20 protein-coding genes are annotated in these 23,591 nt (G+C 70.4%); 12 read left to right on the forward strand and 8 right to left on the reverse strand.

Features of this window, described 5'->3' with window-relative positions; translation table 11 throughout:
- The first annotated feature begins 9 nt into the window (after nt 1-9).
- From Aco03nite_RS31235 to Aco03nite_RS31245, 3 genes are read left to right on the forward strand one after another with little or no spacing between them, the layout of a single operon-like run.
- Complete coding sequence (locus Aco03nite_RS31235) at nt 10-3,015, forward strand: family 43 glycosylhydrolase (RefSeq protein ID WP_203801221.1); 3,006 nt, start codon at nt 10-12, stop codon at nt 3,013-3,015.
- A gap of 13 nt (nt 3,016-3,028) precedes the next feature.
- Nucleotides 3,029-3,646 (forward strand): hypothetical protein, encoded by a 618-nt coding sequence (locus Aco03nite_RS31240; RefSeq protein ID WP_203801223.1) that lies wholly within the window; start codon nt 3,029-3,031, stop codon nt 3,644-3,646.
- Nucleotides 3,647-3,656: 10 nt separating this feature from the next.
- Nucleotides 3,657-4,604 carry a COG1470 family protein gene (locus Aco03nite_RS31245; RefSeq protein ID WP_203801225.1) on the forward strand — a complete coding sequence of 316 codons (948 nt, stop codon included), beginning with the start codon at nt 3,657-3,659 and terminating at the stop codon, nt 4,602-4,604.
- 11 nt (nt 4,605-4,615) lie between these two features.
- Here Aco03nite_RS31245 and Aco03nite_RS31250 read toward each other — a convergent pair whose 3' ends face one another.
- Nucleotides 4,616-4,993 carry a YunG family protein gene (locus Aco03nite_RS31250; RefSeq protein WP_203801227.1) on the reverse strand — a complete coding sequence of 126 codons (378 nt, stop codon included), beginning with the start codon at nt 4,991-4,993 and terminating at the stop codon, nt 4,616-4,618.
- A 182-nt stretch (nt 4,994-5,175) separates the two neighbouring features.
- Between Aco03nite_RS31250 and Aco03nite_RS31255 the strand changes: the two genes are divergently transcribed.
- From Aco03nite_RS31255 to Aco03nite_RS31265, 3 genes are all read left to right on the forward strand, one after another.
- Nucleotides 5,176-6,774, forward strand: coding sequence for a xylulokinase (locus tag Aco03nite_RS31255; RefSeq protein ID WP_203801229.1), 1,599 nt, complete (start codon nt 5,176-5,178; stop codon nt 6,772-6,774).
- Between the two features lie 142 nt (nt 6,775-6,916).
- Entirely contained in the window at nt 6,917-8,896 is a 1,980-nt protein-coding gene (locus Aco03nite_RS31260; protein ID WP_203801231.1) for an IPT/TIG domain-containing protein, read from the forward strand.
- 86 nt (nt 8,897-8,982) lie between these two features.
- A complete protein-coding gene (locus tag Aco03nite_RS31265) occupies nt 8,983-9,546 on the forward strand; it encodes a hypothetical protein (RefSeq protein WP_203801232.1) in 564 nt (187 codons plus the stop codon).
- Between the two features lie 40 nt (nt 9,547-9,586).
- On the opposite strand, the gene Aco03nite_RS31270 is transcribed toward Aco03nite_RS31265, so the two are convergent.
- The 3 genes from Aco03nite_RS31270 to Aco03nite_RS31280 are packed head-to-tail and all read right to left on the reverse strand — an operon-like array spanning nt 9,587 to nt 12,470.
- On the reverse strand, nt 9,587-10,765 hold the full coding sequence (locus tag Aco03nite_RS31270; protein ID WP_203801233.1) for an ABC transporter permease: 1,179 nt from the start codon (nt 10,763-10,765) through the stop codon (nt 9,587-9,589).
- Complete coding sequence (locus tag Aco03nite_RS31275; RefSeq protein WP_203801234.1) at nt 10,762-11,430, reverse strand: ABC transporter ATP-binding protein; 669 nt, start codon at nt 11,428-11,430, stop codon at nt 10,762-10,764. The genes Aco03nite_RS31270 and Aco03nite_RS31275 overlap by 4 nt, the downstream gene beginning before the upstream one ends.
- Entirely contained in the window at nt 11,427-12,470 is a 1,044-nt protein-coding gene (locus Aco03nite_RS31280) for an RND family efflux transporter (protein ID WP_203801235.1), read from the reverse strand. Before Aco03nite_RS31280 ends, Aco03nite_RS31275 begins: the two co-directional genes overlap by 4 nt.
- 100 nt (nt 12,471-12,570) lie before the next feature.
- Here Aco03nite_RS31280 and Aco03nite_RS31285 point away from each other — a divergent pair, with 100 nt between their 5' ends.
- From Aco03nite_RS31285 to Aco03nite_RS31300, 4 genes are all read left to right on the forward strand, one after another.
- Nucleotides 12,571-13,233, forward strand: a complete 663-nt coding sequence (locus tag Aco03nite_RS31285) for a response regulator transcription factor (protein ID WP_203801237.1) — start codon at nt 12,571-12,573, stop codon at nt 13,231-13,233.
- Nucleotides 13,230-14,984: a sensor histidine kinase gene (locus tag Aco03nite_RS31290; protein WP_203801239.1), complete on the forward strand. Its 1,755-nt coding sequence runs from the start codon at nt 13,230-13,232 to the stop codon at nt 14,982-14,984. The genes Aco03nite_RS31285 and Aco03nite_RS31290 overlap by 4 nt, the downstream gene beginning before the upstream one ends.
- Before the next feature lie 19 nt (nt 14,985-15,003).
- Nucleotides 15,004-15,942, forward strand: coding sequence for a pyridoxal-phosphate dependent enzyme (locus Aco03nite_RS31295; protein WP_203801241.1), 939 nt, complete (start codon nt 15,004-15,006; stop codon nt 15,940-15,942).
- 100 nt (nt 15,943-16,042) lie between these two features.
- Nucleotides 16,043-16,369, forward strand: coding sequence for a hypothetical protein (locus tag Aco03nite_RS31300; protein ID WP_203801243.1), 327 nt, complete (start codon nt 16,043-16,045; stop codon nt 16,367-16,369).
- On the opposite strand, the gene Aco03nite_RS31305 is transcribed toward Aco03nite_RS31300, so the two are convergent.
- From Aco03nite_RS31305 to Aco03nite_RS31320, 4 genes are all read right to left on the reverse strand, one after another.
- Entirely contained in the window at nt 16,366-17,175 is an 810-nt protein-coding gene (locus Aco03nite_RS31305) for a DUF4839 domain-containing protein (RefSeq protein ID WP_203801245.1), read from the reverse strand. The genes Aco03nite_RS31300 and Aco03nite_RS31305 overlap by 4 nt on opposite strands.
- Nucleotides 17,176-17,482: 307 nt before the next feature.
- Nucleotides 17,483-18,397: an aldo/keto reductase gene (locus Aco03nite_RS31310; protein WP_239145590.1), complete on the reverse strand. Its 915-nt coding sequence runs from the start codon at nt 18,395-18,397 to the stop codon at nt 17,483-17,485.
- Between the two features lie 69 nt (nt 18,398-18,466).
- Nucleotides 18,467-20,242 carry a polysaccharide deacetylase family protein gene (locus Aco03nite_RS53285; protein WP_239145591.1) on the reverse strand — a complete coding sequence of 592 codons (1,776 nt, stop codon included), beginning with the start codon at nt 20,240-20,242 and terminating at the stop codon, nt 18,467-18,469.
- A 139-nt stretch (nt 20,243-20,381) separates the two neighbouring features.
- On the reverse strand, nt 20,382-21,446 hold the full coding sequence (locus Aco03nite_RS31320) for a hypothetical protein (RefSeq protein WP_203801249.1): 1,065 nt from the start codon (nt 21,444-21,446) through the stop codon (nt 20,382-20,384).
- 124 nt (nt 21,447-21,570) lie between these two features.
- On the opposite strand from Aco03nite_RS31320, the gene Aco03nite_RS31325 reads away from it, so the two are divergent.
- Nucleotides 21,571-22,584 carry a YeiH family protein gene (locus Aco03nite_RS31325; RefSeq protein ID WP_203801251.1) on the forward strand — a complete coding sequence of 338 codons (1,014 nt, stop codon included), beginning with the start codon at nt 21,571-21,573 and terminating at the stop codon, nt 22,582-22,584.
- Nucleotides 22,585-22,662: 78 nt separating this feature from the next.
- Entirely contained in the window at nt 22,663-23,571 is a 909-nt protein-coding gene (locus Aco03nite_RS31330) for a LysR family transcriptional regulator (RefSeq protein WP_203801253.1), read from the forward strand.
- Nucleotides 23,572-23,591: the final 20 nt, after the last annotated feature.

Genomic DNA, 23,591 nt, shown 5'->3' on the forward strand with positions numbered 1-23,591 from the left:
AGGAGAACCGTGAGACCGCTCAGGGCAGCGGTCGCCGGACTGGTCGCGGCGGGTCTGCTGGTCACAGCGCCCGCCGCCCCGGCCCGGGCGGCCGATTCCTACACCTTCACCAACACCGTCAATCCGATCGTCAAGGACGGCTCCTACTATTCGGCCGATCCTGCGCCGCTCGTCGCCGACGGGCAGCTCTACATCTACACCGGGCACGATGAAGCCGGTCCGGCCGTCAACGATTTCGTGATGAACGAGTGGGGCGCTTTCCGGACCTCGGATGTGTCGTCCGGAGAGTGGACGCATTTCCCCTCGTTGATGCGGCCGGAAAGCGTGTTCGCCTGGGCGACCCCGGGACGGGCCTATGCCGGGCAGGTGGTCGAAGGACCGGACGGGCGCTATTTCTGGTACGTCCCGGTCAGCGAGCGTGACTCCACCGCGTCCAACAAGTTCGCGATCGGGGTGGCGGTCTCGGACAGCCCGACCGGGCCGTGGACCGACCACATCGGCGGACCGCTGATCTCCCAGCGGGTGCCGACCGCCAACACCATCGAGAACATCGACCCGACGATCCTGGTCGAGGGCTCGCGGGTGTTCGTCTACTGGGGCACGTTCGGCCAGCTGCGGATGCTCGAATTCCAGGCCGACATGAAAACGCCCGTCGGCACCCAGCAGACGGTCACCGGGCTGACCGGGTTCTTCGAGGCGTCGTGGCTCTTCAAGCGGGGAAACACCTATTACCTGGCGTACGCCGGGAACAACGCCGGTCCCACCTCGTCCTGCACACCCGCCAACTATCACGCGTGTATCGCCTATGCCACGGCGTCCGCACCGACCGGGCCGTGGACGTATCGCGGGACGATTCTCCCGCCGGTCTCCTCGACCACCAGCCATCCCGGAATCGTGGAATTCGGCGGGCAGTGGTACCTCGTCTACCACACCGCGGATGCCGTGGGCGGCGGCCACTTCCGGCGGTCGGTCGCGATCGACAAGCTCGAGTGGGACGGCGATCTCATCCGGCCCGTCGTCCCCACACCCGCTCGTGGCGCCGACCGGACGCCGCGCGCCAACATCGCCCAGGCCGCCACGGTCACCGTCTCCAACGCGCCGGTGCCCACCCAGTACTGGGTCAAAGCGCTCAACGACGAGATCGTGCGCGCCAATCCGCTGCCGCCGGACATGTGGGGGACGTGGACCGGCAGCAACCCGCCGCAGCAGTGGGTGCAGTACACCTGGGATCAGCCGATGCGGATCAGCGGCTCGCAGATCGACTTCTGGAACGACCAGCCGCAAGGGACCGGGGTGGGGGTGGCGGCGCCGGCCCGGTGGCGGATCCAGTACTGGGACGGGCAGTGGAAGGACGTGCCGAACCCCAGCGGATATCCGACCGGGACGCAGGGCTTCCAGAACACCACCTTCGACCCGGTCACCACTTCGCAGGTGCGGGCGGTGTTCGACGCCTCCACCAACGGCAGCACCTATTCAGCGGTGGCGGTCGAGGAGTGGAAGGTGCTCGCGGCGCAACCCGGCTCGGTGACGTCGCCCCGGATCACCGTGGAGGTGGGGGAGACCCAGTTGCCCGGGACGGTTCCGGTGGCGTTCGGGACGTCGACACTCCAGGTGCCGGTCTTCTGGGATGCCGTCAGCGCGTCGGAGGTGGCTCAGCCCGGGACGTTCACCGTCGGCGGCAGTGTCCTCGGCTATGCGGCGGGGCGGGTGGAAGCCCTGGTCACGGTGATCTCGCCGGGTGACACCGAGGGGGACGTGACCGCGCCCTCGGTGACCCTCGCCGCCAGTGGCAGTGCCGGAACCGGCGACTGGTTCCGATCCGCGGTCACCGTCCGTGCCGCCGCTGTCGACGACCGCGGTGGGCGGCTGACGATCCGGGCCGCGGTGGACGGCGGCGAGCCGGCGGTCTTCGCGTCGGTGCGCTCCGCGGACATCCCGGTCACCGGGGAGGGGCGGCATACGGTCGTGGTGACGGCGGCCGATCGAGCCGGCAACATCTCCGATATTTCGGACCTGTCCATCCAGGTGGACACTGTCGCGCCGACCAGCACGGCATCGGTCACCGACCGGAAAGTGACCGTGACCGGCGCGGACGCCACCTCCGGTCTGGCCCGGTCGGAGTATGCGATCGGTGGCGGCGACTGGACGGCCTACACCGGGCCGGTCGGTGCGCCCGACGCCGGGCGGCACGTCGTGTCGTATCGGGCCGTCGACAACGCCGGGAACACCTCGGCGGCCGGGAGCGTGGTCATCCCCGCCGACCTGTCCGCGCCGCTGACCGGCAACGTCGGCCCGATCGGGGCGGCCACCGCCTCCTACACGGCCGGGTGGAACAGTGTGACCGCGCTCAACGACGACAGCGACCCGGTGTCGCCCGGGCAGGCCCAGATCTGGGGCACCTGGTCGGGAACCCGCCCGGCCACCCAGTGGATCCAGTACGACTGGTCACGGCCGATCCGGCTCACCTCCGCCGAGATCAGGTTCTGGCGGGACAGCGCCGCCGGAACCGGTGACGGCGTGGCCGAACCGGACTCGTGGAAACTCCAGTCCTGGGACGGCACGGCATGGCAGGACGTCACCGGCGCCTCCGCCTACGGAACCAGCAGCACCGCCTTCAACAGGGTCACCTTCGACCCGGTGGTCACCTCCCGGCTGCGCGCCGTCCTGTCCGCGAACGGCAACGGCACCACCTTCTCCGCGGTGGCCGTCACCGAGTGGCGCGTCATCGCCGACGAGCAGGCCACGCAGCCGGCGCTGCCGGTCACGGTCACCGCCCAGTCGCGGTGCGTCGGCGGCCGGGCCTACGTGGCGGTCCAGGCCCACAACGGCCACACCGCGGCCCTGGACATCGAGCTGACCACCCCGTACGGCAAGAAGGCCGTCACCGGGGTCGCCCCCGGAGCCAACGCCTACCAGTCCTTCACCTCCCGCCTCGACTCCCTGCCCGCCGGGTCGGCGTCCGCCACGGCCGGAACCACCGTCGTCACCGCTTCCTACCCCGCTGTCACCTGCTGATCGGAGACCGAACATGAACACCCGAACCCGGCTGGGCGTGGCTGCCGCCTGCTCGGTCCTGGTAGCCGCGATACCGGTACCGGCCCTCGCCGACCCGGGCGACGACGCCCGTGTCGAAGTGACCGTCGACATCGACGAGATCGAGGAACCGGGAATCCTCGCCCTCACCGTCGCCGGTAACGCGGTGACGCTGCGGGAGGACGGCTCCGACCTGCTGATCCGCCAGTTCACCGGAACCCTGCCGAGGGTCACGGTCACCGACACCCGCACCGCGGCGGAGGTTCCGGCCGGGGCGTCCTGGGCCGTCCTCGGCAGCAGCAGCGACTTCACCGGAACCGCCGGTCAGGCCCCGATCGGCGCCGACCACCTGGGCTGGAAACCGCGCCTGATCAACGGCGGCGACACCGGCCTGGTCTCCGAGGGCGAGGAGGTGGTGACGGTCCTCGACACCCCCACCCAGCCCGGCAACAACGTCGGCCTGGTCGACCAGGAACTCCTGATCTCCACCTACGACTCGGCCGAGGTCACCGGCGGCGCCTACACCGTCGACGCGGGCCTGACGCTGCGCACCCCCGCCGATGTGGCGGCCGGTTCGTACCGCTCCACCCTGACCCTCTCCCTCTTCGAGTAAGGCCCGCCCGATGCGCCGCGCCGCCGCCGTTCTAGCTGCCACCACCCTCCTGTTCCCCGCACCGCCCGCAGCCCCGGCGGCGGCCGCGCCCGCCACCGTCACCTGGACCGTCCAGCCGGCCACCGCGGCCGGGCCCGACGGCCGCCGCTGGATCGAGCAGACCCTCGACCCCGGCCAGCGGCTCACCGAACATCTGGCGGTCCGCAACCTGGGCGACACCCCCGCCGTCTTCACGTTGTCGGCCGCCGACGGTTATCTGACCGCCAAGGGCCGTTTCAACATGCTCCCGTCCGACCGCGCGTCGACCGACGGCGGAACCTGGATCGAGGTCCCGCCCACGGTCACCGTCGAACCCGGGAAGACCGCGGTCGTCCCGTTCACGATCACCGCCCCGCCCGGCGCGCTCCCCGGCGACCACCCGGCCGGCATCGCCGCGTCGATAGCCGGCACCCGGGGCACGGTCCAGGTCGAGAGCCGGGTCGGTTTCCGCGTGCTGCTGCGAGCGTCCGGCACCCTGCAGCCGTCCCTCGCCACCGACCAGGTCCGCTCCTCGTACGCCCGGAGCTGGCTCCCGTGGCGCCCCGGCACCCTGCGCGTCTCCTACCAGCTCACCAACACCGGCAACACCCGCCTGACGGTGACCTCCAAGATCGGCTCCGCCACGACCGACCTGGGCGAACTGTTACCCGGCGGCGCCCGCCCGGTGGACGCCGAGGTCGACGGTGTCTGGTCCTTCGGCCGCGTCCGTTCCACCGTGGCCCTGCTGCCCACCGTCCCGGGCGAGCCCACACCCCGGGAACCGTCCACACTCACGGTGACCACCTGGGCCATGCCCTGGCCGCAGCTGCTCACCCTCCTGGCCGCGGCCCTGCTGCTGTACGCCTGGCGCCTGCGCCGCCGCCACCTGGCGACGATGCTGGAGAAGGCACGCGAGGAGGGCCGCCGCTCCGCGGTGTGACCGCCGGAGACTCACCGCCCGAGCGCACCCAACACCCGCTCCCGCAGCAACTCGTACTGTTCACGGCACCGGCGCGGCGGATGGGACGGTCGCTGCTGAACCTCGCCGCCGACCACGACCTCGTGCGGCGAGAACTGGCCGGCCGTCAGATCGACCTCCCGCCCGTCCGGAAACCGATTCCAGTAGTGGTACCCGACCTTCACCCCGTCGACGTGCACCTCGGCGAGCATCAGCTCCCCACCGAGCAGATCCTGGAGCACCAGCGCGGTGACCCCACACTGCCCCCGGGAGGGATTCTCCACCGACCAGTCCGCCAGATCCTCCGGATCACAGGTGTCCGCTCCCCACCCGGCTTCCACAAGCGGCCGCAGCACTTCCAGCTCGATCATCACCACACCCTCTCCTCGTTGCCGTCGACGATGGGCCCTCGACTTGGTCGAGAGTCAAGCCCGGGCCGGCTGCCGGGCCACCGGCAACCACGGAGGAGGAAGAGGCGGCAGGCCGGAGGGTGGAGTACACGCCGTGATCCCCGAGACACACTTCGGGTGCCGGCCGGTGTAGAAACATCCTCATGAGCGACACGACTGACCTACGCGAAGCGATCGACCAGGGGCGGACCGCGCTCGGGATCGAGCTGGGATCGACCCGGATCAAGGCGGTGCTGACCGGCCCGGATCATGCGGCGATCGCGGTCGGTGCTCACGACTGGGAGAACCAGTTCGTCGACCGGACCTGGACGTACTCCCTGGAGGCCGTGTGGGAGGGCCTGCAGGGCTGTTTCGCGGCGCTGGCCGCCGACGTCAAGGCGAAGTTCGGGACCGAGCTGCGCACCACCGGCGCGCTCGGCGTGTCCGCGATGATGCACGGTTACCTGGCGTTCGACGGTGACGGCGAGCTGCTGACCCCGTTCCGGACCTGGCGCAACACCAACACCGGTGACGCGTCGGAGCAGCTCAGCGAGCTGTTCGGGCACAACATCCCGCACCGGTGGTCGATCGCGCACCTCTACCAGGCGATCCTGAACGGCGAGGAGCACCTGGGCCGGCTCGCGCACGTCACCACCCTCGCGGGCTACGTGCACTGGCAGCTGACCGGCCGTCAGGTGCTCGGTGTCGGCGACGCCAGCGGTGTGTTCCCGATCGACGTGGCGACCGGTGGTTACGACGCCCGGATGCTCGCGCAGTTCGACGAGCTGGCCGCCGGCCGGGTGCCGTTGAAGCTGGCCGAGCTGCTGCCGTCGGTGCTGCCCGCCGGTGAGGTCGCGGGCACGCTGACCGAGGCCGGCGCGCGCCTGCTGGACCCGTCCGGCACGCTGCGGCCGGGCGCGACCCTGGCCCCGCCGGAGGGTGACGCCGGCACCGGCATGGTGGCCACCAACTCGGTGGCCCGCCGCACCGGCAACATCAGCGCCGGCACCAGCATCTTCGCGATGATCGTGCTGGACGGCCCGCTGAGCCGGGTGCACCCGGAGGTGGACCTGGTCACCACCCCGGCCGGTGACCTGGTGGCGATGGTGCACTGCAACAACGGCGCCAGCGAGCTGAACGCGTGGGCCGGCCTGTTCGGCCAGTTCGCGACCGCGCTCGGGGTGCAGGCGGACAGCGGCCGGGTGTTCGAGACGCTGTTCCGGTCGGCGCTGGACGGCGCTCCGGACGGTGGCGGGCTGCTGGCGTTCAACAACCTGGCCGGCGAGCCGATCACGAAACTGCACGAGGGGCGACCCCTTTTCCTGCGTACGCCGGGAAGCGCCCTTGATCTTCCGACGTTCATGCGCACCCAGCTGTACGCCGCACTGGCCACGCTCCGGATCGGCATGGACGTGCTGCAGAAGTCCGAGTCGGTGCAGCTGGACAAGATGTTCGCGCACGGCGGCCTGTTCAAGACCGAGGGTGTGGCGCAGAAACTGCTGGCTGCCGCGATCGACACCCCGGTCACGGTCGGTGACTTCGCGTCCGAGGGCGGCGCGTGGGGCATCGCGGTGCTGGCCGCGTTCGTGACCGGGCGGGAGCCGGGCCAGAGCCTGGACGACTTCCTGAACACCCGGGTCTTCGCCGGCGCCGAGCTGAGCACCGCCGAGCCGGAGCGGGGCGACGTCGAGGGCTTCAACGCCTTCATGCAGCGGTACGTGGCAGCTCTGCCGGTCCAGCAGGCGGCGGTCGACCACAGCTGACCCGTTCGGGCCGGATCCCGCCTGATCGGGTGGGGTCCGGCCCGCACCGGGGTTGCAGCGTGGTTGCCAACATTCCAGTTTCCGCATGCGGCCCTTCAGCCACCCGTAATGGTTTCCGTAGCAGGAAAACCAGGGAGGCATCATGCAGGGAACGTCAAGCATCGTGAGAGTCTCGGCCGCTCTCGTCCTCGGAGCGGCGAGTGTCCCGTTCCTGGCCTCGCCGGCGCTGGCCGCGGCGCCGGTCGTCACCTCGTTCACCCCGGCGATCGCGGCGGTGGACGACACGATCACGGTGACCGGGAGCGGCTTGAACCAGTTGAGTCCCGCGGTCAAGGTCAACGGGGTCACGGCGACCATCACCGGGACGCCGACGGCCACCAGCCTGACCTTCAAGGTCCCTCCGGATACCAGCGGCGGAAAGATAGTCCTGACCAACGCGGGCGGGTCCGGGACCAGTGCCACCGATCTGTTCGTCGCGCCGCCGTTCACCGCGACCGCCGACATCACCGGCACCGCCCGGACCACCGTGTCGACGAAGAACACGGTCAGTGTGGGCGCCGGCAAGAAGGTGCTGCGGGTCTGGGACGCCGCGGTGGGTGACCGGGTCGCGGTGGTGGTCGAGAACCCGACACCGGGCGGGTGCAGCTTCGAGGTGAGCGTCTACGACGCCTCCATGATCAATCTGGGTACCGCGGACTGCCGCCGGGTCAACATGGGCTGGCAGGAGACGCTGGTCGCCACCACGGTGGCCGGCACCCAGACCCTCCAGGTGAGCAACCTGTCCGCCTCGGCCGGTTCGCTCGACGTCACGATCTACAAGATCCCGGCGGACGCGAACCTGGGCACGATCACCACCGACGGCACCCCGAAGACGGTGAGCATCAGCAACCCGGGGCAGAACGGCTACCTGACCTTCACCACCACCGCGATCAACCAGAAGGTCTCGGTGAAGACGACCGACGCGTCGGCGGTCTTCGGCTGCTGCGGGATCAAATGGGGCATCTACCAGGCGGACGGCACCAAGCTCGGCTCGTCGGTCGGCAACGCCTACCTGGACGGGGTGCTGCTGCCCGCGATCGGCACCTACCAGCTGCGGTTCGACCCGGTGGAGGCGAAGACCGGCTCGATCACGGCCGCCGCCTCGATCATCGCCGCCGACGCCAACCTCGGCGCCCTGACCCTGGACGGGGTCACCAAGACCGTCAGCATCAGCACCGCCGGGCAGAACGGCTACCTCACGCTTCCCGGCACCGCGGGACAGAAGATCGCGCTGCGGACCAGTGACGTCTCCTCGACGCTCGGCAGCCGCGACCTGAAGTGGGGACTGTTCACCCCGACCGGCACCCGGCTCAGCACCTCGGCCGGCGCCGCCTACGCCGACAACATCACGCTGCCGGTGACCGGTACCTACCAGGTGCGGTTCGACCCGGTCGGCACCCGGACCGGCTCGTTCACGGTGGCCGCGTTCCCGGTGATCGCCGACCTGGACCTGGGCACGCTGACGCTGGACGGCGTCACCAGGCCCGCCGCGCTCAGCACCGCCGGGCAGAACGCCTTCTTCTCCTTCGCCGGCACCGCGGGCCAGCGGATCGCCGTGCAGACCACCGGGGCGTCGGCCTCGTTCGGCTGCTGCAAGCTGAGCTGGGGACTGTTCACCGCGGGCGGCACCCGGCTCGGTGGCGCCACCGGCAACGGCTACCTCAACCCGGTGTCGCTGCCGTCGAACGGCACCTACCAGCTGCGCCTCGACCCGGTGGAGAACGTGACCGGCTCGGTGACGGTGGCCGCCTGGGACGTGCCCGCCGACGTCAACCTGGGCGGTCTCACCACCGACGGCACCAGCAAGACGGTCAGCATCACCAACTCGGGGCAGAACGGTTACCTCACCCTCAGCGGCACGTCCGGTCAGAAGCTGACGATCAAGGGTTCCCGTGCCTCGTCGGCGTTCGGCTGCTGCTACGTGGCGTGGACGCTGAAGCGGCCGGACGGCAGCGCCCAGAAGCGCTGGACCAGCAACGCCACCGGCAAGGTCACGCTGACCGCCACCGGCACCTACCGGCTGTACGTCGACCCGATCGCCAACCGGGTCGGATCGATCACCTTCGCCGCAACCGTCAGCTGAATCTGACACTCATCTGAAAGTCGCTCGTCAGGCTGGCCGTCCGGCACCGGAATCCCGGTGCCGGACGGTTACGTGAGGAGACTTTCATGCGGAGTCGGGTGCTTCTGGTGGCTGCGATCGCGCTGACGGCGATGTCGGCGTGTGGGTCGACGCCCGCCGAGGAGAAGCCGGCGGCGACCGGCAAGGTGGCCACCCTGCAGAGCGCGGCTCCCTCGGCGGCGCCGTCGAAGGCGGATCAGCGCCCCCGGGAACGGCTCGACACCACGCCGGAGGAGTTCGAGCTGCTGATGGCCCCGTACAACAAGTGCATGGGGGAGAACGGCTGGAACCCCAAGGGTGACGGCAGCGGCTCCATGCAGTTGAAGCCGGGCACCGCCAAGGACGAGGAGCAGTGGCAGAAGGCCAACAAGATCTGCGAGCCGCAGTACATGCCGCTGCCGCCCTGGGAGAAGGACCCGGCCAACCCGGAGGCCCGGGACTTCGCGGTGGCGGTGGTCAAGTGCCTGAAGAAGGCGGGCGTCGAGTACGTCGCGGTCAGCGACGACGGCATCGGCATCGCGCTGGGCGGCGACGACAACGACTCCAAGTCGATCAGCCTCGGGATGGAGAAGATCCCGGACTGCGAGCGTCAGGTCGCGGCCAAGAAGTAGCTCCACACGAAAGGCGGCCTCGTCACGAGGCCGCCTTTCGTCATGTCGTCGCCAGCGCCTGAGTGGGGGTGAGCCGGGCGGCGCGGACACAGGGGTAGACCCCGGCCAGCACTCCGATGACCACCGCTCCGGCCACGCCCGCGCCCGCCGATTCGGCGGGCACCACCAAGGGCCACCTCTGCCAGTACGCGTACCCCACGGTCGCCGCCAGCCCCAGCAGCGTGCCGGCCACTCCACCGGCGACCGCCAGGACCACCGACTCGGTGAGGAACTGCCCGCGGATCTGTCCCCGGGTCGCGCCGAGGGCCCGGCGCAGGCCGATCTCGGAGCGCCGTTCCAGCACCGAGACGACCATCGTGTTGGCCACCCCGATGCCGCCGACGATCAGCGCCACCCCGGCCAGGGCCAGGAACAGCACCGAGAAGCTGCTCTCGGTGGCCCGTTTCGCGGCCAGGGCGTCCGACGGCCGGGTCACCGCGACCTGCCCGGGGCGTTCCGGCGAGATGGTCGCCGCGAGCACGTCCCGGACCGCTTCCAGCTGGGACTCCTCGGCCCGTACGTAGATCACCGTCGGGTGGCCGTCGAAGTCCAGTTCGGCCCGGGCCGCCTCCCAGCCGACCAGCACCGACCGGTCGATGTCGGGGGAGAGCGGGGTGGTCTCCAGGATGCCGACGACGCTGAACCAGCTCTCGCCGATCATCACCAGCGGCGCCTGCCGCCCGGCGGGCAGCTCGGTGATGCCGAGGCGTTCGGACGCCACCGACCCCAGGACCACAGTCGGGAAGTTCGCGGTCGCCGCGGTCAGCCACCGGCCCTGGTGGATCCGGGCATTGATCACGCCGGGGAGGTCGGTGCGGGCCGCCAGGACGGTCAGGCCGCCTCCGTCGTCGGGGGCGGTGCGGTCGTTGCGGCGTACCAGCGAATGGGTGTTGGCCACCGCGCTGACCCCGGTGACCGGCCCGATCCGGCTCACCATGCCGACCGACTCCTCCGGCAGCCGGGGCGGCGGATCCTGGTTGGTCAGCGCGGTGACCTGCAGGGTGTTGGTGCCCAGGGCGGTCAGCCGGTCCAGCAGCGCGGCCTGGCTGGACGCCGGGATGCCGGTGACCACGATCATCGTGGCGATGCCGATCGCGATGCCCAGCCCGGACAGGATCGCCCGGCCGGGCCGGGTCCGCAGCCCGATCAGGCCGAGCGACAGCAGGTCGAGGGGGTTCACCGGGGCATCACCATCCGGCCGTCGCGGATCTCCACCCGGCGCGGCATCGACGCGGCGATGTCCCGGTCGTGGGTGATCAGGGCGATCGTGGTGCCGTCGGCGTTCAGGTCGCGCAGCAGCTGCAGGACGGTCTGCCCGGTGGCGGTGTCCAGGGCGCCTGTCGGTTCGTCGGCGAGCACCAGCGACGGCCGGTTGACCAGGGCGCGGGCGATGGCGACCCGCTGCCGTTCACCACCGGAGAGTTCGTGCGGGCGGTGCCCGGAGCGGTGCGACAGCCCGACCCGGGACAGCGCGGTCAGGGCCCGTTCCCGGCGGTGCCGGCGGGGGACTCCGGCGTAGAGCAGGCCGGTGGACACGTTCTCGGCGGCGCTCAGCCCGTCGGAGAGGTGGAACTGCTGGAAGACGAAGCCGATCTCGCGGGCCCGCAGCGCGGACAGCTTCCGGTCGCTGAGGGTGTTGACGTCCTGGCCGTTGATCCGGACCGTGCCGGAAGTGGGCCGGTCCAGCGTGCCGATGATGTTGAGCAGGGTGGACTTGCCGGAACCGGACGGGCCGACGATCGCCACCATCTCCCCGGCCATGATGTCCAGATCGACTCCGGCGAGCGCGGTCACCCCGCCGGGATAGACCATGCTCGCGTTCCGGACCGAGAGAACCGGCGTCATGCGGGCACCACCACGTCCGTACCCTCGGCAAGCCCGTCGCCGTTGATCTCGACCCAGCCCGTGGCGAACAGGCCGGTCTCGACCGCGACCAGGCCCCCGCCCGGCAGTTGCACCGCGTAACCGCCTTCGGCGAGCGCGACGAGCGCCTCCACCGGCACCGCGAGCACACCGGAGCGCACCGTCCCGGCGAAGTCGACAGCCACGTCCGCGGAGTCGATCTTCGCGATCTTCTTCGGATCGTCGGCCACGATCGTCACCGCCAGGCCCGGCGGGTCGGCGCCGTCCGGCGGGGTGATGGTCCGGCCCACCGACAGCACCTTCGCCGGAACCCGCTTCTCGTCCGGCAGCACCACCGTCACCTTCTGGTTGCGCTCGATCGACGACGCCTGGGACAGCTCGGCGCGCACCGAGATCACCTTGCGGGTCGAGGTCACCGTCATCAGCTCGCCGTTCGCGGGCACCCCCGGCTGCACCGACACCCCGTCCACCCGGACCGCCCCGGACAGCACCTCGACGTCACCGACCGCGATCGTCCCGGTGTCCGGCAGCCCGAGATCCTTCTGCCAGCGCTTGATCCCGGCGATCAGGTCCTCGGTCAGCTCGGCGTTCTCGCTGCCCTTCAGCGGGCCGGTGCGGTAGCCGAGCGCCCGCAGGTTGTCGGCCACGATCCGCACGTCCCGGCCGAACAGGCCCTTGCCGGTGATCGGGCGGTAGAGCGGCATCGAGCCGTAGAACATCGGCACCGGCAGGTCGTTCGCGCGGTAGAGCTGCTTGCCGCGCTTGATCCTGGCGCCGGGAGTGGGCAGCCACGTGACCGTCGCCTCCCGGTGGCCGGAGAACGGGCGTGCCGTGCCGTACCCGATGGCGCCGTCCAGGGTTTTGGTGGTGGCCAGATCGCGGCGCTCGATCCTGGTGGTCGCGGCGACCGGGGCGGCCGGGGGAGGCTCGGGCGCCGTCCGGTGCCGGTTCACGGCGACCGCCGCGGCGCCGGTCCCGGCCACGGCGAGGACCAGGCCCGCGGCCAGCCACCATCTCTTCATCGGGGTCATGGGGGATGAGCGTGGCCAGAGATCATCAGAAAGCTGTCAGGTCTCGCGGGAGAAGGACGGTAACGGCGGCCGCACTCCTATAGTCGCTGCCATGTGTGCGAAGGTCCTGGTAGCCGAGGACGACCCCCGTCAGGCCGAGGTTATCCGGCGTTACCTGGTCAGCGAGGGCCACGAGACGATCGTGGTCCACGACGGGCGGGCCGCGCTGGAGACCGCCCGCCGCACCTCGCCGGACCTGATCGTGCTCGACGTGATGATGCCCGAACTCGACGGGCTGCACGTCTGCCGGACCCTGCGCGCCGAGTCGGACGTGCTGGTGCTGATGCTCACCGCGCGGCGTACCGAGGACGATCTGCTCCTGGGGTTGGAGTTGGGGGCCGACGACTATCTGGTCAAGCCGTACAGCCCGCGGGAGTTGATGGCCCGGATCCGGACGCTGTTGCGGCGGCGGCCGGTCGTCGCCCCGGTCGAGGCCACCGGTGGTGTCGTGGTGAACCAGAACAGTCACGAGGTGACCGTCGACGGCGCGCTGATCGACTGCACGCGGGGTGAGTTCGCCATCCTCGCCGCCATGGCCGGGCAACCCGACCGGGTCTTCAGCCGCGCCCAGCTGCTGCACCACACCCGGGGCATCGACCGCAGCTCCACCGAACGCACCATCGACATGCACGTGATGAACCTGCGCCGCAAGATCGGGGCGCAGCGGCTGGTCACCGTCTACGGCATCGGCTACAAGCTGGTGGCGGGGGCGTGAGCCGGGTACCGATCCGGCACAGCCTGATCTCCCGGCTGCTGGCCACCTCGGTGCTCATCGCGCTCGCCGCCATCGTCACCACCGCGTGGCTGGCCACCCAGACCGCGACGCGGGCGATCCGCCAGGAGCAGGGGCGGTCCCTGACCGACGACAAAGGCGTCTACGACATGCTCATCGGGTACGCCGCCACCCACCCGGACTGGTCGGGGGCCCACGAGCTGATCACCGCCCGGGCCGCGGAACTGGGCCGGCGGATCACCCTGATGACCGCGGACCGGCAGGTCATCGTCGAGTCCGGGCCCGGGCCGTCGCTGCGGGACGCCCGGCCGTCGGCGACCGTCGACCCGCTCGAGCTGGACCTGGGGCTGACCGGTGGCACCTCACAGATCGACGAACGGGTGGTCGGGCCGTTCCGGCTGTCCGACCCGGAGCGTGCCTCCTATCGGAAATGGGCCTCCGACCAGGTCGCCTGCATGGAGGCGTCCGGGGTGGCGGCGGCGGTCGTCGAGAAGCCGGGTGGGCGGGCCGTGGCCGAACCCACCGGCACCGATCCGTTCGACAACGGTGCGGAGTGCCGGGCGAAATATGAGGACATCACCACCGACACGGAGCGCAAAGCGTTGCGGGCGCTGGCGCAGTTGACCGCTCGATGCATGGGTCTGGAGCCCGATAAAAAGCTCTATATCAGCACAAACTTGCATATGTATGTTCTGCCGACGGATCAGATCGCTCAGATCGTGCCGGCCGAGCCGTTGAAGACTCCGGGTCGGGCGGCGTCGTGCCTGGAGAAATCGCGAAAAATCCAATTTCAGCCGTACGTCGCCCCACCGGCCCTGCTGTTCGTAACCGATCCCGGCACCGGCGGAGATTTCACGACGTTCACGTTGTCCCGGGACAACCTGCTGCGCATCGGTGGTGTCACCGGCGGCGTCCTGCTCGCCACCATCCTGGTCACCGTGCTGGTCGGGCGCCGTCTGGTCCGGCCGCTGCGGGCGCTCACCGACGCCGCCGGTGGGCAGGCGCCGGTGCCGGCCGGCGGGCGCGACGAGATCGGGCGGCTCGCGCGGGCCCTCAACGACTCCGCCGACCGCCGCGACCGGGCCGAGACCCAGCGCCGGGCCATGGTCAGTGACGTGGCGCACGAGCTGCGGACACCGCTGACCAACATCCGCAGCTGGCTGGAGGCCGCCCAGGACGATCTCGCGCCCACCGACGCCCAGCTGCTCACCCTGCTGCACGAGGAGGCCGTCCAGCTGCAGCACATCATCGACGACCTCAGTGACCTGGCCGCCGGAGACGCCGGCACGCTGCGGATCCATCCGGTCCGGGTGAACCTGCGGGAACTGCTCGACCAGGTGGTGGAGAGCCAGGCGCAGACCGATGGCGTACGCCTGACCCTGGACGTCGCGGGCGACCCGAAGATCGAGGCCGACCCGGTGCGACTGCGGCAGATCGTGGCGAACCTGGTGTCGAACGCGATCCGCTACACCCCGCCCGGCGGTGCGGTGACCGTCTCCGCCTCCGGTTCCGCGCTGACCGTGCGGGACACCGGCATCGGCATCGACCCCACCGACCTGCCGAAGATCTTCGACCGGTTCTGGCGGGCCGACCAGTCCCGCAGCCGGGCCACCGGCGGCAGCGGTCTCGGCCTGGCGATCACCCGCAAACTGGTCGAGGCGCACGGCTGGACCGTCACCGTGACCAGCACGCCGGGCCGGGGCACGGTATTCACCGTCGATTTCCTTTCATGATCCACATACCATCTGCGGCATGGTGACTCTGCAGGACGTCCAGGACGCCGCCGCCCGCCTCGACGGCATCGCCCACCGCACCCCGGTGATCCGCTCCCGGACCCTGGACGCCCTGGCCGGAGCCTCGGTCTTCCTCAAGGCGGAGAACTTCCAGCGCGGCGGCGCCTTCAAATTCCGCGGCGCCTACAACACCGCCGCCCAGCTCTCCCCTGACCAGCTGGCCCGGGGCATCGTCGCCTTCTCCTCCGGCAACCACGCCCAGGCGGTCGCCATCGCCGCCCGGGAACTCGGCAGCAGCGCGGTGATCGTGATGCCGTCGGACAGCCCGAAGGTCAAAATCGAGGCGGTTCGCGGGTACGGCGGGGAAATCGTCCTCTACGACCGCTACACCGACGACCGGCTCGCCATCACCGGGGAACTGGCCGCCTCCCGTGGCCTGGCGCTGATCCCGCCGTACGACCACCCGGACGTGATCGCCGGCCAGGGCACCGCCACCCTGGAACTGCTCGACGAGGTGGGCCCGGTGGACACCCTGATCGCCCCGATCGGTGGTGGCGGCCTGATCGCCGGCAGCGCCCTGGCCGCGCCCGGCGCCCGGGTGATCGGCGTGGAACCGGTCGCCGGCGACGACACCAGGCGCTCGCTGGCGGCCGGGGTCCAGGTCCGGATCGAGGTGCCCCGGACGATCGCCGACGGCCTGACCGTGGCGACCCCCGGCGACATCACGTTCCCGCTCAACCAGCGCCTGGTCGACGAGGTGATCCTGGTCAGCGACGACGAGCTGCGCGACGCGATGCGGTTCGCCCTGGACCGCCTCAAGATCGTCCTGGAGCCGAGCGGCGCGGCCGGCCTGGCCGTCCTGCTCACCGGCCGTCTGCCGAGCACCGCCTCCCGCGTCGGCGTGATCCTCACCGGCGGCAACGTCGGCGCCGCCCGCCTGGCCGCGCTCCTTGCTTGACCGCTACCTCTTTGCTCGACTGCTGCCTCGTTGCTTGACCGCTGCCTCGTTGTTCGACTGCTGCCTCTTTGCTTGACCGCTACTGGTTGTATCGGCTGCTGTGGATCAAGTCGACTACCTGATCATTCATCCGGGGCTCCTGGAGCGGCCGGACCGGATGCTGATGCTGGCCGCCGGCTTCGCGGTCACCGGGATCGTGCTCTTCTTCCTCCGCCAGATACCGCCCCTGGCCAGGTTGCGGGCCTGGCCCTGCTTCGTGATGGCCGTGGTGTGGGTGCTGTTCGCCAAGATGGAGGCCGGGCTGGTGGGCCAGGGGTACAACATCCGGCTCGACATGATCATCTTCCACCCGGTCCTCACCCTGCTGTCGGTGCTGGCCCTGGTCGGCGCGGTGTGGCCGGCCTCCCGCGCGTCCCGGGTCCGCTAGCGGACCTGGGTGGAGACCGGGTCCAGGTAGAAGAGGCACTGGACGGTGTTGAACTCGCGGATCTCGGCGGTGAAACGGAACGTGTCGCCCTCGCGTACCCGGGCCGGGATCTTCTTGCCGGTCAGGTTCAGGTCGCGGATGCTGACGTTCTCATACTTGAAGGCCGGGCCGACAGTCGCTTCGGAACCCTTGTCGCCGGGGCGTAGCAGCAGGTCGAAGCGGGTTTCGTAGTCACGATAGGGCGCCAGGTCCGCGATCGAGCCGTTGAACGCGACGGTCTGGCCCTGATGACCGCTCGCGAAGGTCGAGTTGGCGGTGTCGCAGTAGTCGGGTTCTTTCATCAGGGCCGCGAACTCGGGGTTGTTCTTCGGCGTGATCACCTTGGTGGCCTTCGCACTCCCGGTGACCGTTGTGCCCCCGGGGGCCTTCGCACTCCCGGTGGCATTTGTGCCCCCGGTGGCCGTGACGGCTTGGGTGGCCGGGGCGGACGGTGTTTTTTGTGGTGCGCTTGCCGTGGCCACCGTTCTGTCCGGCTGCTGGACTGCCTCGGTTCGGTCGCCGTCGTCGCTGAACACCGCGATCAGACCACCGACAGCGGCGATGACCGCGAGCACGGCGACACCCGCACCGGCCATCAGCCAGGACTCCCGCTTCTTCGGCCGCCGGAAGTCGAGGCTGGAACGCAGCATGCCCTGGTTCTGCCCGGTGAGCTCCCAGCCGTCGTTCCGCATCTTCGAGATCGTCAGACCTTCGGCGCCGCGTACCGTCCGCACGGTCTTGAACTCATACTCGATCTCGTCAGCCATGCGGTCCCGTGCCCCCTGAAAGTACTGCTCACGCCCACTGCCGCGGGCAGCATAGGACCCCACCCGGCCACACGGCATCACCCGCGTCACACCCGTCCCGCTTCTGCCGTTTCGGCCCATGACCCACTCCGACAACAGGGTCGATTACCTGCCCACTCGCGGGTTCCTCACTTGCCCGCTCGCGGGTTCCTCACTTGCCCGCTCGCCGCTTTCGGCGACGCGGCACCGGCCCCGGCGGCATTTGACTCTCGACTAGGTCGAGGGTCCACGCTTTCGGTGTCGGCATTTTGGGAGGGGGCTCGAATGATCAGGTCCAGGGCAGGCCGGAGCGGGTCTTCCAATAGTCCGTGGCGGGTTCGGCGAGGGCGGCCAGGCGATCCAGGTCGGCGTCGCTCAGGGTGGTGGTGGCAGCTCGCAGATTGGAGTCGAGCTGGCCGGCGGTGGCCGCCCCGGACAGCACGATCGTCGCCCACGGCTGTTGCAGCGCGGCGGCCAGCGCCACCGCGTCCGGGGCGGCGCCCAGGGCTTCCAGGGTCGCCAGGCGGCCGTTGGCCATCGCCTCCTTGACGATCACCACCAGGCCGGCGTCGTGGGCCTCGGCCAGGGCCGGTCCGGCGCTGGGTTCGAGGAGGTTCCAGGTGGCCTGAATGCTGCGGAAGAGCGGCCGCCCGTCAACCTCGACAGCCAGCGCCGCCCGAATCGCGTCGCCCTGGGCCGGCCCGCTGGTGGACAGCCCGACAACGGCGCCCTGATCAGCCAGCCGCCGGTGCAGCTCGGTGTCGGTGAGCGCGGGACTGTCAGGCGTGACCGAGTGGATCTGGTAGAGCGAGAGCCGGTCACCGAACAATGCCCGGCTCTCGCTGACCTGCCGCTCGTAGGCGTCGACGGCGTGATCCTTGACCTCGTGCACGTCAGCGGTCACCCGCCAGTCCGCGGTGTAGGTGTACCCCCACTTGCTCCCGGCCACCGCCCGATCGTGCCCCGGCAGCCACCCGGCCAGGAACTCTTCAGCCCGCCCATAGGACCGCGCCGCGTCGAAGTACCGGACCCCGCCCGCATAGGCCCGATCCATCAGCTCGTACGCCCGCAACCGCATGGCCTCGGCGGTGCGATCGGAAGGAAGGTCCCGCCCACGTCCCAGATTGATGTAACCGGGCCGCCCCACCGCGGCCAGCCCGAGCCCGATCCGGGCAACCCCGGTGAAGTCGTCGAAGAGATCCACCACCCGATCAAACACCATCCCGCCGCGCCCGCCGTCACGTCGGCGGTGGGCACGTGGTCTCGCTGTCTCTCACCAGCGGAGCGGCAGTGTTTTCACGTAGTCGGTCAGTGCCGTCGACAGGAGCCGGTGGTCGGCGGCTGACGGGTGCCAGTCGCAGCCGAGCAGGTCCAGGGGGAGGTCGTAGTGGAGGGCGTGAACACGGTTGTCTCCGGCAGCGGTTCGGTCGGCGACGATCTTCTCCACCGAGGTGGCCAGCGCGGTGGTGTTCCACAGGGTGGGGTAGGTGAGCACGAACTGCGCTTTCGGGCCGTACCGCAGTCGCAGCTTCCGCAGGAAACCGGCGTAGGCCTCCTGGAAGGCCGCGGTGAGGGCCGCCTCGTCGGGCCACGGTTCGCCGGTGGCCAGTGGGGTGGAGAAGTCGTTGATGCCCAGACCGATGACGATCACCTGCGGGCTCCAGCTGGCCGGGCGTGGCCAGACGGCGGGGTCGGCGGCCTGGAGGGTGCGTTCGTACCAGGTGCGGTAATCGGTGCCGGGATCGCCGCCGCCGTAGTTGCGCACCATGCCCCGGCCGGACCAGGCGTTCAGTTGGTAGTCGGCGTTCAAGGTCCGGGCGGTCAGCGCGCCGAACGACTGGTCGGCATTGGAGTTGCGGTCGACGCCGCCGGTGGTCGAGCAGTCACGCAACGTCGAGGTGTTGCCGTAACCGGCCGTCCACGAATCCCCGATGAACTCGATCTGCCGGCTGCGAGCGGCCGGTTTTCCGACCACGGCACCGCCCGGACCTGCGACAAAGCCTCCGAACAAACCGGGAGACCACGGGCTTTCGGTACGTTTGGCGAGCCGCACGTCGTGCACACCCGCTCCGAGTCCGGTCACCCAGCGTGTGGTGCGCCCGGGGGTTACCAGGGTGACCGGCGGCCGGTCGTCGATGCGCAGCTCGTAGTCGTTGACCGCGTCGTCGAGCACGACCCCGACGCTGTCGCCGCGGACCCGGCCCTCGAAGTAGACGCCCGGCCAGGTGTAGCGCGCGCCGGTGTCACGGGCCTCGATCCGGCCGGCGGTGTGCACGCCGTCTAGGGCGCGGGTGCCCGGGGCTACGGCCCGGCCGGTGACCGCGGAGATCTTTCCCGGACAGAGCTTGCCGGTACGGAGTACGTCGGCGATGCCCGGGATCGCGGCGACCGTGTTCGGCGGCCAGTCGTGCATCAGGATCACGTCACCGTCGGTGAGTTGCCCGGCTGCGGTCACGATCTGCTCGGGGGTCGCGTTGTCCCAGTCCCGGGAGTCGACATCGGTGTTGATCTCGGTGAGGCCGAAGCGGCGTTCCACGGCCCGGAGCGCGTCGTTGGTGTCCAGGTAGGGCGGGCGGAACAGTTCGGGCGTGACACCGGTGACGCTGGTGATCACGTCCTGGGTGCGGGAGATCTGGGCGGCCTGTTCGGATTCGGTCAGCTGGGTCATGAACGGGTGGTCCCAGCTGTGGTTGCCGATCCACATCCCGGCGCGCAACTGGGCGCGGGCCAGCTCGGGATTGGCCTCGACGTTCTGTCCGGTATTGAACATGGTCGCCCGCAGCCCGGCACGTTTCAGCGCGGCGAGCAGGGCCGCCGTGTTGCCGGCGGCGGGCCCGTCATCAAAGGTCAGCCCGACGTATCCGGAGCACGCCTTCCCCGGAGCGGTGGAGACCGGAGGGGTTGAGGCCGGAGGGGCTGAGGTTGGAGGGGTGGAGACCAGAGCAGGGGAGCGCGGAGCGGTGGAGGTCGGTGGCGTGGCGAGCGCGGGGAGGGGGACGGCGACGATTCCGGCGGTCAGGGCGAGGGCAAGGGTGGCGATTCGTTGCATCCGGGAGCGCTCCCATCGATGGACGTCGATGGTTGAGCGTAGTGGTGCAGGTCGAGAGGCGCCAGCCTGAGCAGCCGCGGAGCGGTATTCGGCTGATGCGGCTCCGGGCCGGCGGTGACCGGCCCGGGACCTGCCGAAATCAGACGCCCGAAGCGGGCGGCGCGCCCGGGCCTGCGTGCGGCGTGGCGGGGGCGCTCGAGCCGGTAGGCGGCGTGGCCGGGCCAGCGGGCGGCGTGGCGGGATAGCCCGGGCCGGTGGGCGGCGTGGCCGGGCCTGCGGGCGGCGTGGCGGGAGCGCCCGGGCCGGTTTGCGGTGCGGCGGGGCCGGTGGGAGGTGCGGTCGGGGGTGTGGGGGTGGGCTGGTTCGCCGGGGGTCCGTCGGGGCTCATGGTGAGGGCGAACATGACCAGGAACGCTGCTCCGCCCAAGCAGGCGATGAACTGGACCGGGGTCACCGGTAGGGCGCCGAGTACGTCGACGTCGCTGACGTCCGGGGTGGCCAGGGCCTCGCCGAGGAACAGGGCGCCGACGAAGAAGCCGGTCATCACCAGGACGCCGAACAGGGCTCCGAACGCCTCCTTCCAAGCGGCCCCGCCGTACCGCACGGCGTTCTTGACGATGCTCAGCACGGCGAAGAACGCCAGCACCCCGGCCGCGACCAGGATGCCGTTCACCAGCGTGGTCAGCTTCTTTCCGGTGGTCCAGCCGTTGTCGCCGGGCTTGACGGTCAGCTTGATCGGCACCTCGACGATGGTGTTCTCGTCGCGGAACGTGCCGAGGCCGCCGACGGGGTGGATCACCGTGCCGCTGATCTTTCCGTCCAGGACCGTCTCCGCGGTCACGTCCGGGACCACGTAGCGGCCGGTCGCGGTCTCGTCGTCGGAGATGTTGCGCCGGCTCGTGGTGATCGAATCGCCCCAGGTCTGTGGCTTCGGCGCCATCAGCTGGAACTTCTCCTTGCCGATGGTCAGGTCCAGCCCGGTCGGGGAGGCCCAGAGCCCGCTGACCGCGTTCGGCATCTTGACACCGAAGTTCAGCTGCTCGCCGGGGGAACTGGTGACGGTGATCGTCTGCTTGTTGTCCACGACGTAGACGTGGTCCCCGGCATAACCACGTGCCAGCGGCGCGTACGCGATCAGCCCGCCGATGATCAGCAGGAACGTCAGTACCTGGAGAGGCCAGAGGATCTTGGAAAGAAAACGCACCGGCGCAGCATAGGGGCAATCGGAGGTCATGACTGTCCCGTCGACCAGGTCATAGGCATCGTCTATGACCTTGGACGGCTGATCGTCACTACCGGTGAGGTCACCCAGGGCGAAATCTGGAAGCATGATCGATACAGCTCCCGCCCCGGTCCGCCGGCGCGGCACCGTCCACAGTGCCGGAATGGTGGCAGCCGTCACCCTGGGTCTCGCCGCGACCGCCCTCGGGTTGCTGTTTCCGCTGGTCGGCGCTCCGGTTTTCGCCGTCGCCGGTGGAGTGCTGCTGAGCCCGCTGGCCCGCCGGCACGACGCCGGCCTGCGACCCGGACTGGACCTGGCCGGTGGCCCGGTGCTGCAACTCTCCGTGGTCCTGCTCGGCGCCCAACTGTCCCTCGGCGAGGTGCTGACGGTGGGTGCCCAATCGTTACCCGTGATGCTCGGCACGCTCGGCGTCTGCCTGCTGCTGGCCTGGGCGCTGGGCCGCCGGCTCGGTGTGCCCCGCGACCTGCGGACCCTGATCGGGGTCGGTACCGGCATCTGCGGCGCGTCGGCCATCGCCGCCGCCACTCCGGCGGTCCGGGCGAAGAGCGACGACGTGGCGTACGCGATATCGACGATCTTTCTCTTCAACGTGGTCGCCGTGCTGGTGTTGCCGCAGATCGGGCACGCCCTCGGGATGAGCCAGGAGGCGTTCGGGCTGCTCGCCGGGACCGCCGTCAACGACACCAGCTCGGTGATGGCGGCGGCCGGAGCCTATGGGCCGGAGGCGGTACGCCACGCGGTGGTCGTCAAACTCGCCCGCTCGCTGATGATCATCCCGGTCGTGCTGGCGTTGTCGGCGCTGAACCGTGCTCCCGGCGTACGGCGCATCAGTCTGGTGCCCTGGTTCTTGATCGGTTTTCTCGTCATGGCCGTCCTGGAGATCCCGGCCGGCGTCGGGGAGGCGCTGCACCGGGTGGCGATGCTGCTGATCGCGGTCGCGATGGCCGCCATCGGGCTCCGCACCGACCTGGCCGGACTGCGACGGGCCGGCGTGCGCCCTCTGCTGCTCGGACTGCTGCTGTGGATCGCGGTAGTGCTCACCAGCCTGGGCTTGCAGCACGTCGTCCCGGGTCCAGGCTTGCCGGCCGGGCTGCTGTGACCGCCGCGGGCTTGTCATCGGTTGCCGAATGCCCGGCTGGTCACGATTCCGCCGGGGTGCTGTGACAGACTTCGCGCGATGCCACTGCCGCCCTGGATCAGCGATCTTCCGGCGCTCGACCTGCTGATCTCGGTCGCCGAGACGGGCAGTGTCGGGCGTGCGGCGCACGTGCACGGCATCACCCAGCCCAGCGCCAGCGCCCGGTTGACCCGGCTGGAGCGGCGTCTCGGCGTACCGCTGCTGGTCAGAAGCCGCAAGGGAAGCCTGCTCACCCCGGCCGGGGAAGCCGTCGTGGCGTGGTCGCACGGTGTTGTCGGCGCCGCGCAGACCCTCGCCGACGGCGTCCTGACGCTGCGCAACGACCGGCAGGCCCGCCTGCACGTGTCGGCCAGCCTCACCGTCGCCGAGCACCTGCTCCCGGCCTGGCTGCTGGCCCTCCGCCGCACCCACCCCGACCTGGACATCTCCGCCCACGTGGCGAACAGTCACGACGTCGTCGAGGCGGTCCGCGCCGGCACCGCCGACCTGGGTTTTGTCGAGTCCCCGCACATCCCCGCCGACCTCGGCGCCCGCCTGGTCGGCGAGGACCGCCTGGCCCTGGTGGTCGCCGCCGGTTATCCGCTGGCCGCCCGCCCCGGCCGCACCTTGCGCCCCACCGACCTGACCGACCAGCCCCTGCTGCTGCGCGAGCCGGGTTCCGGCACCCGTGACACGTTCCTGAGCAGGCTGGAGCAGTCCCTGGGTTTCGCGCCGCCCCTACCGCACGCGATAAGTCTCGGTTCCACCACGACGATCCTTGCGACGGTACGAGCGGGCGGCGGCATCGGAGTGATCAGTTCCCGGGCGGCGGCCCCCGCCCTGACCACGGGCGAGTTGGTCGAGTTGCACGTCGAGGGCCTGACGCTGACCCGCCCACTGCACGCGCTGTGGCTGGGCCGCACCCCGACCGCCCTGGCCACCGAGATGCTGACCATCGCCGCCCGCTAGCGCATGGTGATGCCCGGGGG

The sequence above is a fragment of the Actinoplanes couchii genome (assembly GCF_016862075.1).
Lineage (GTDB): Bacteria > Actinomycetota > Actinomycetes > Mycobacteriales > Micromonosporaceae > Actinoplanes > Actinoplanes couchii.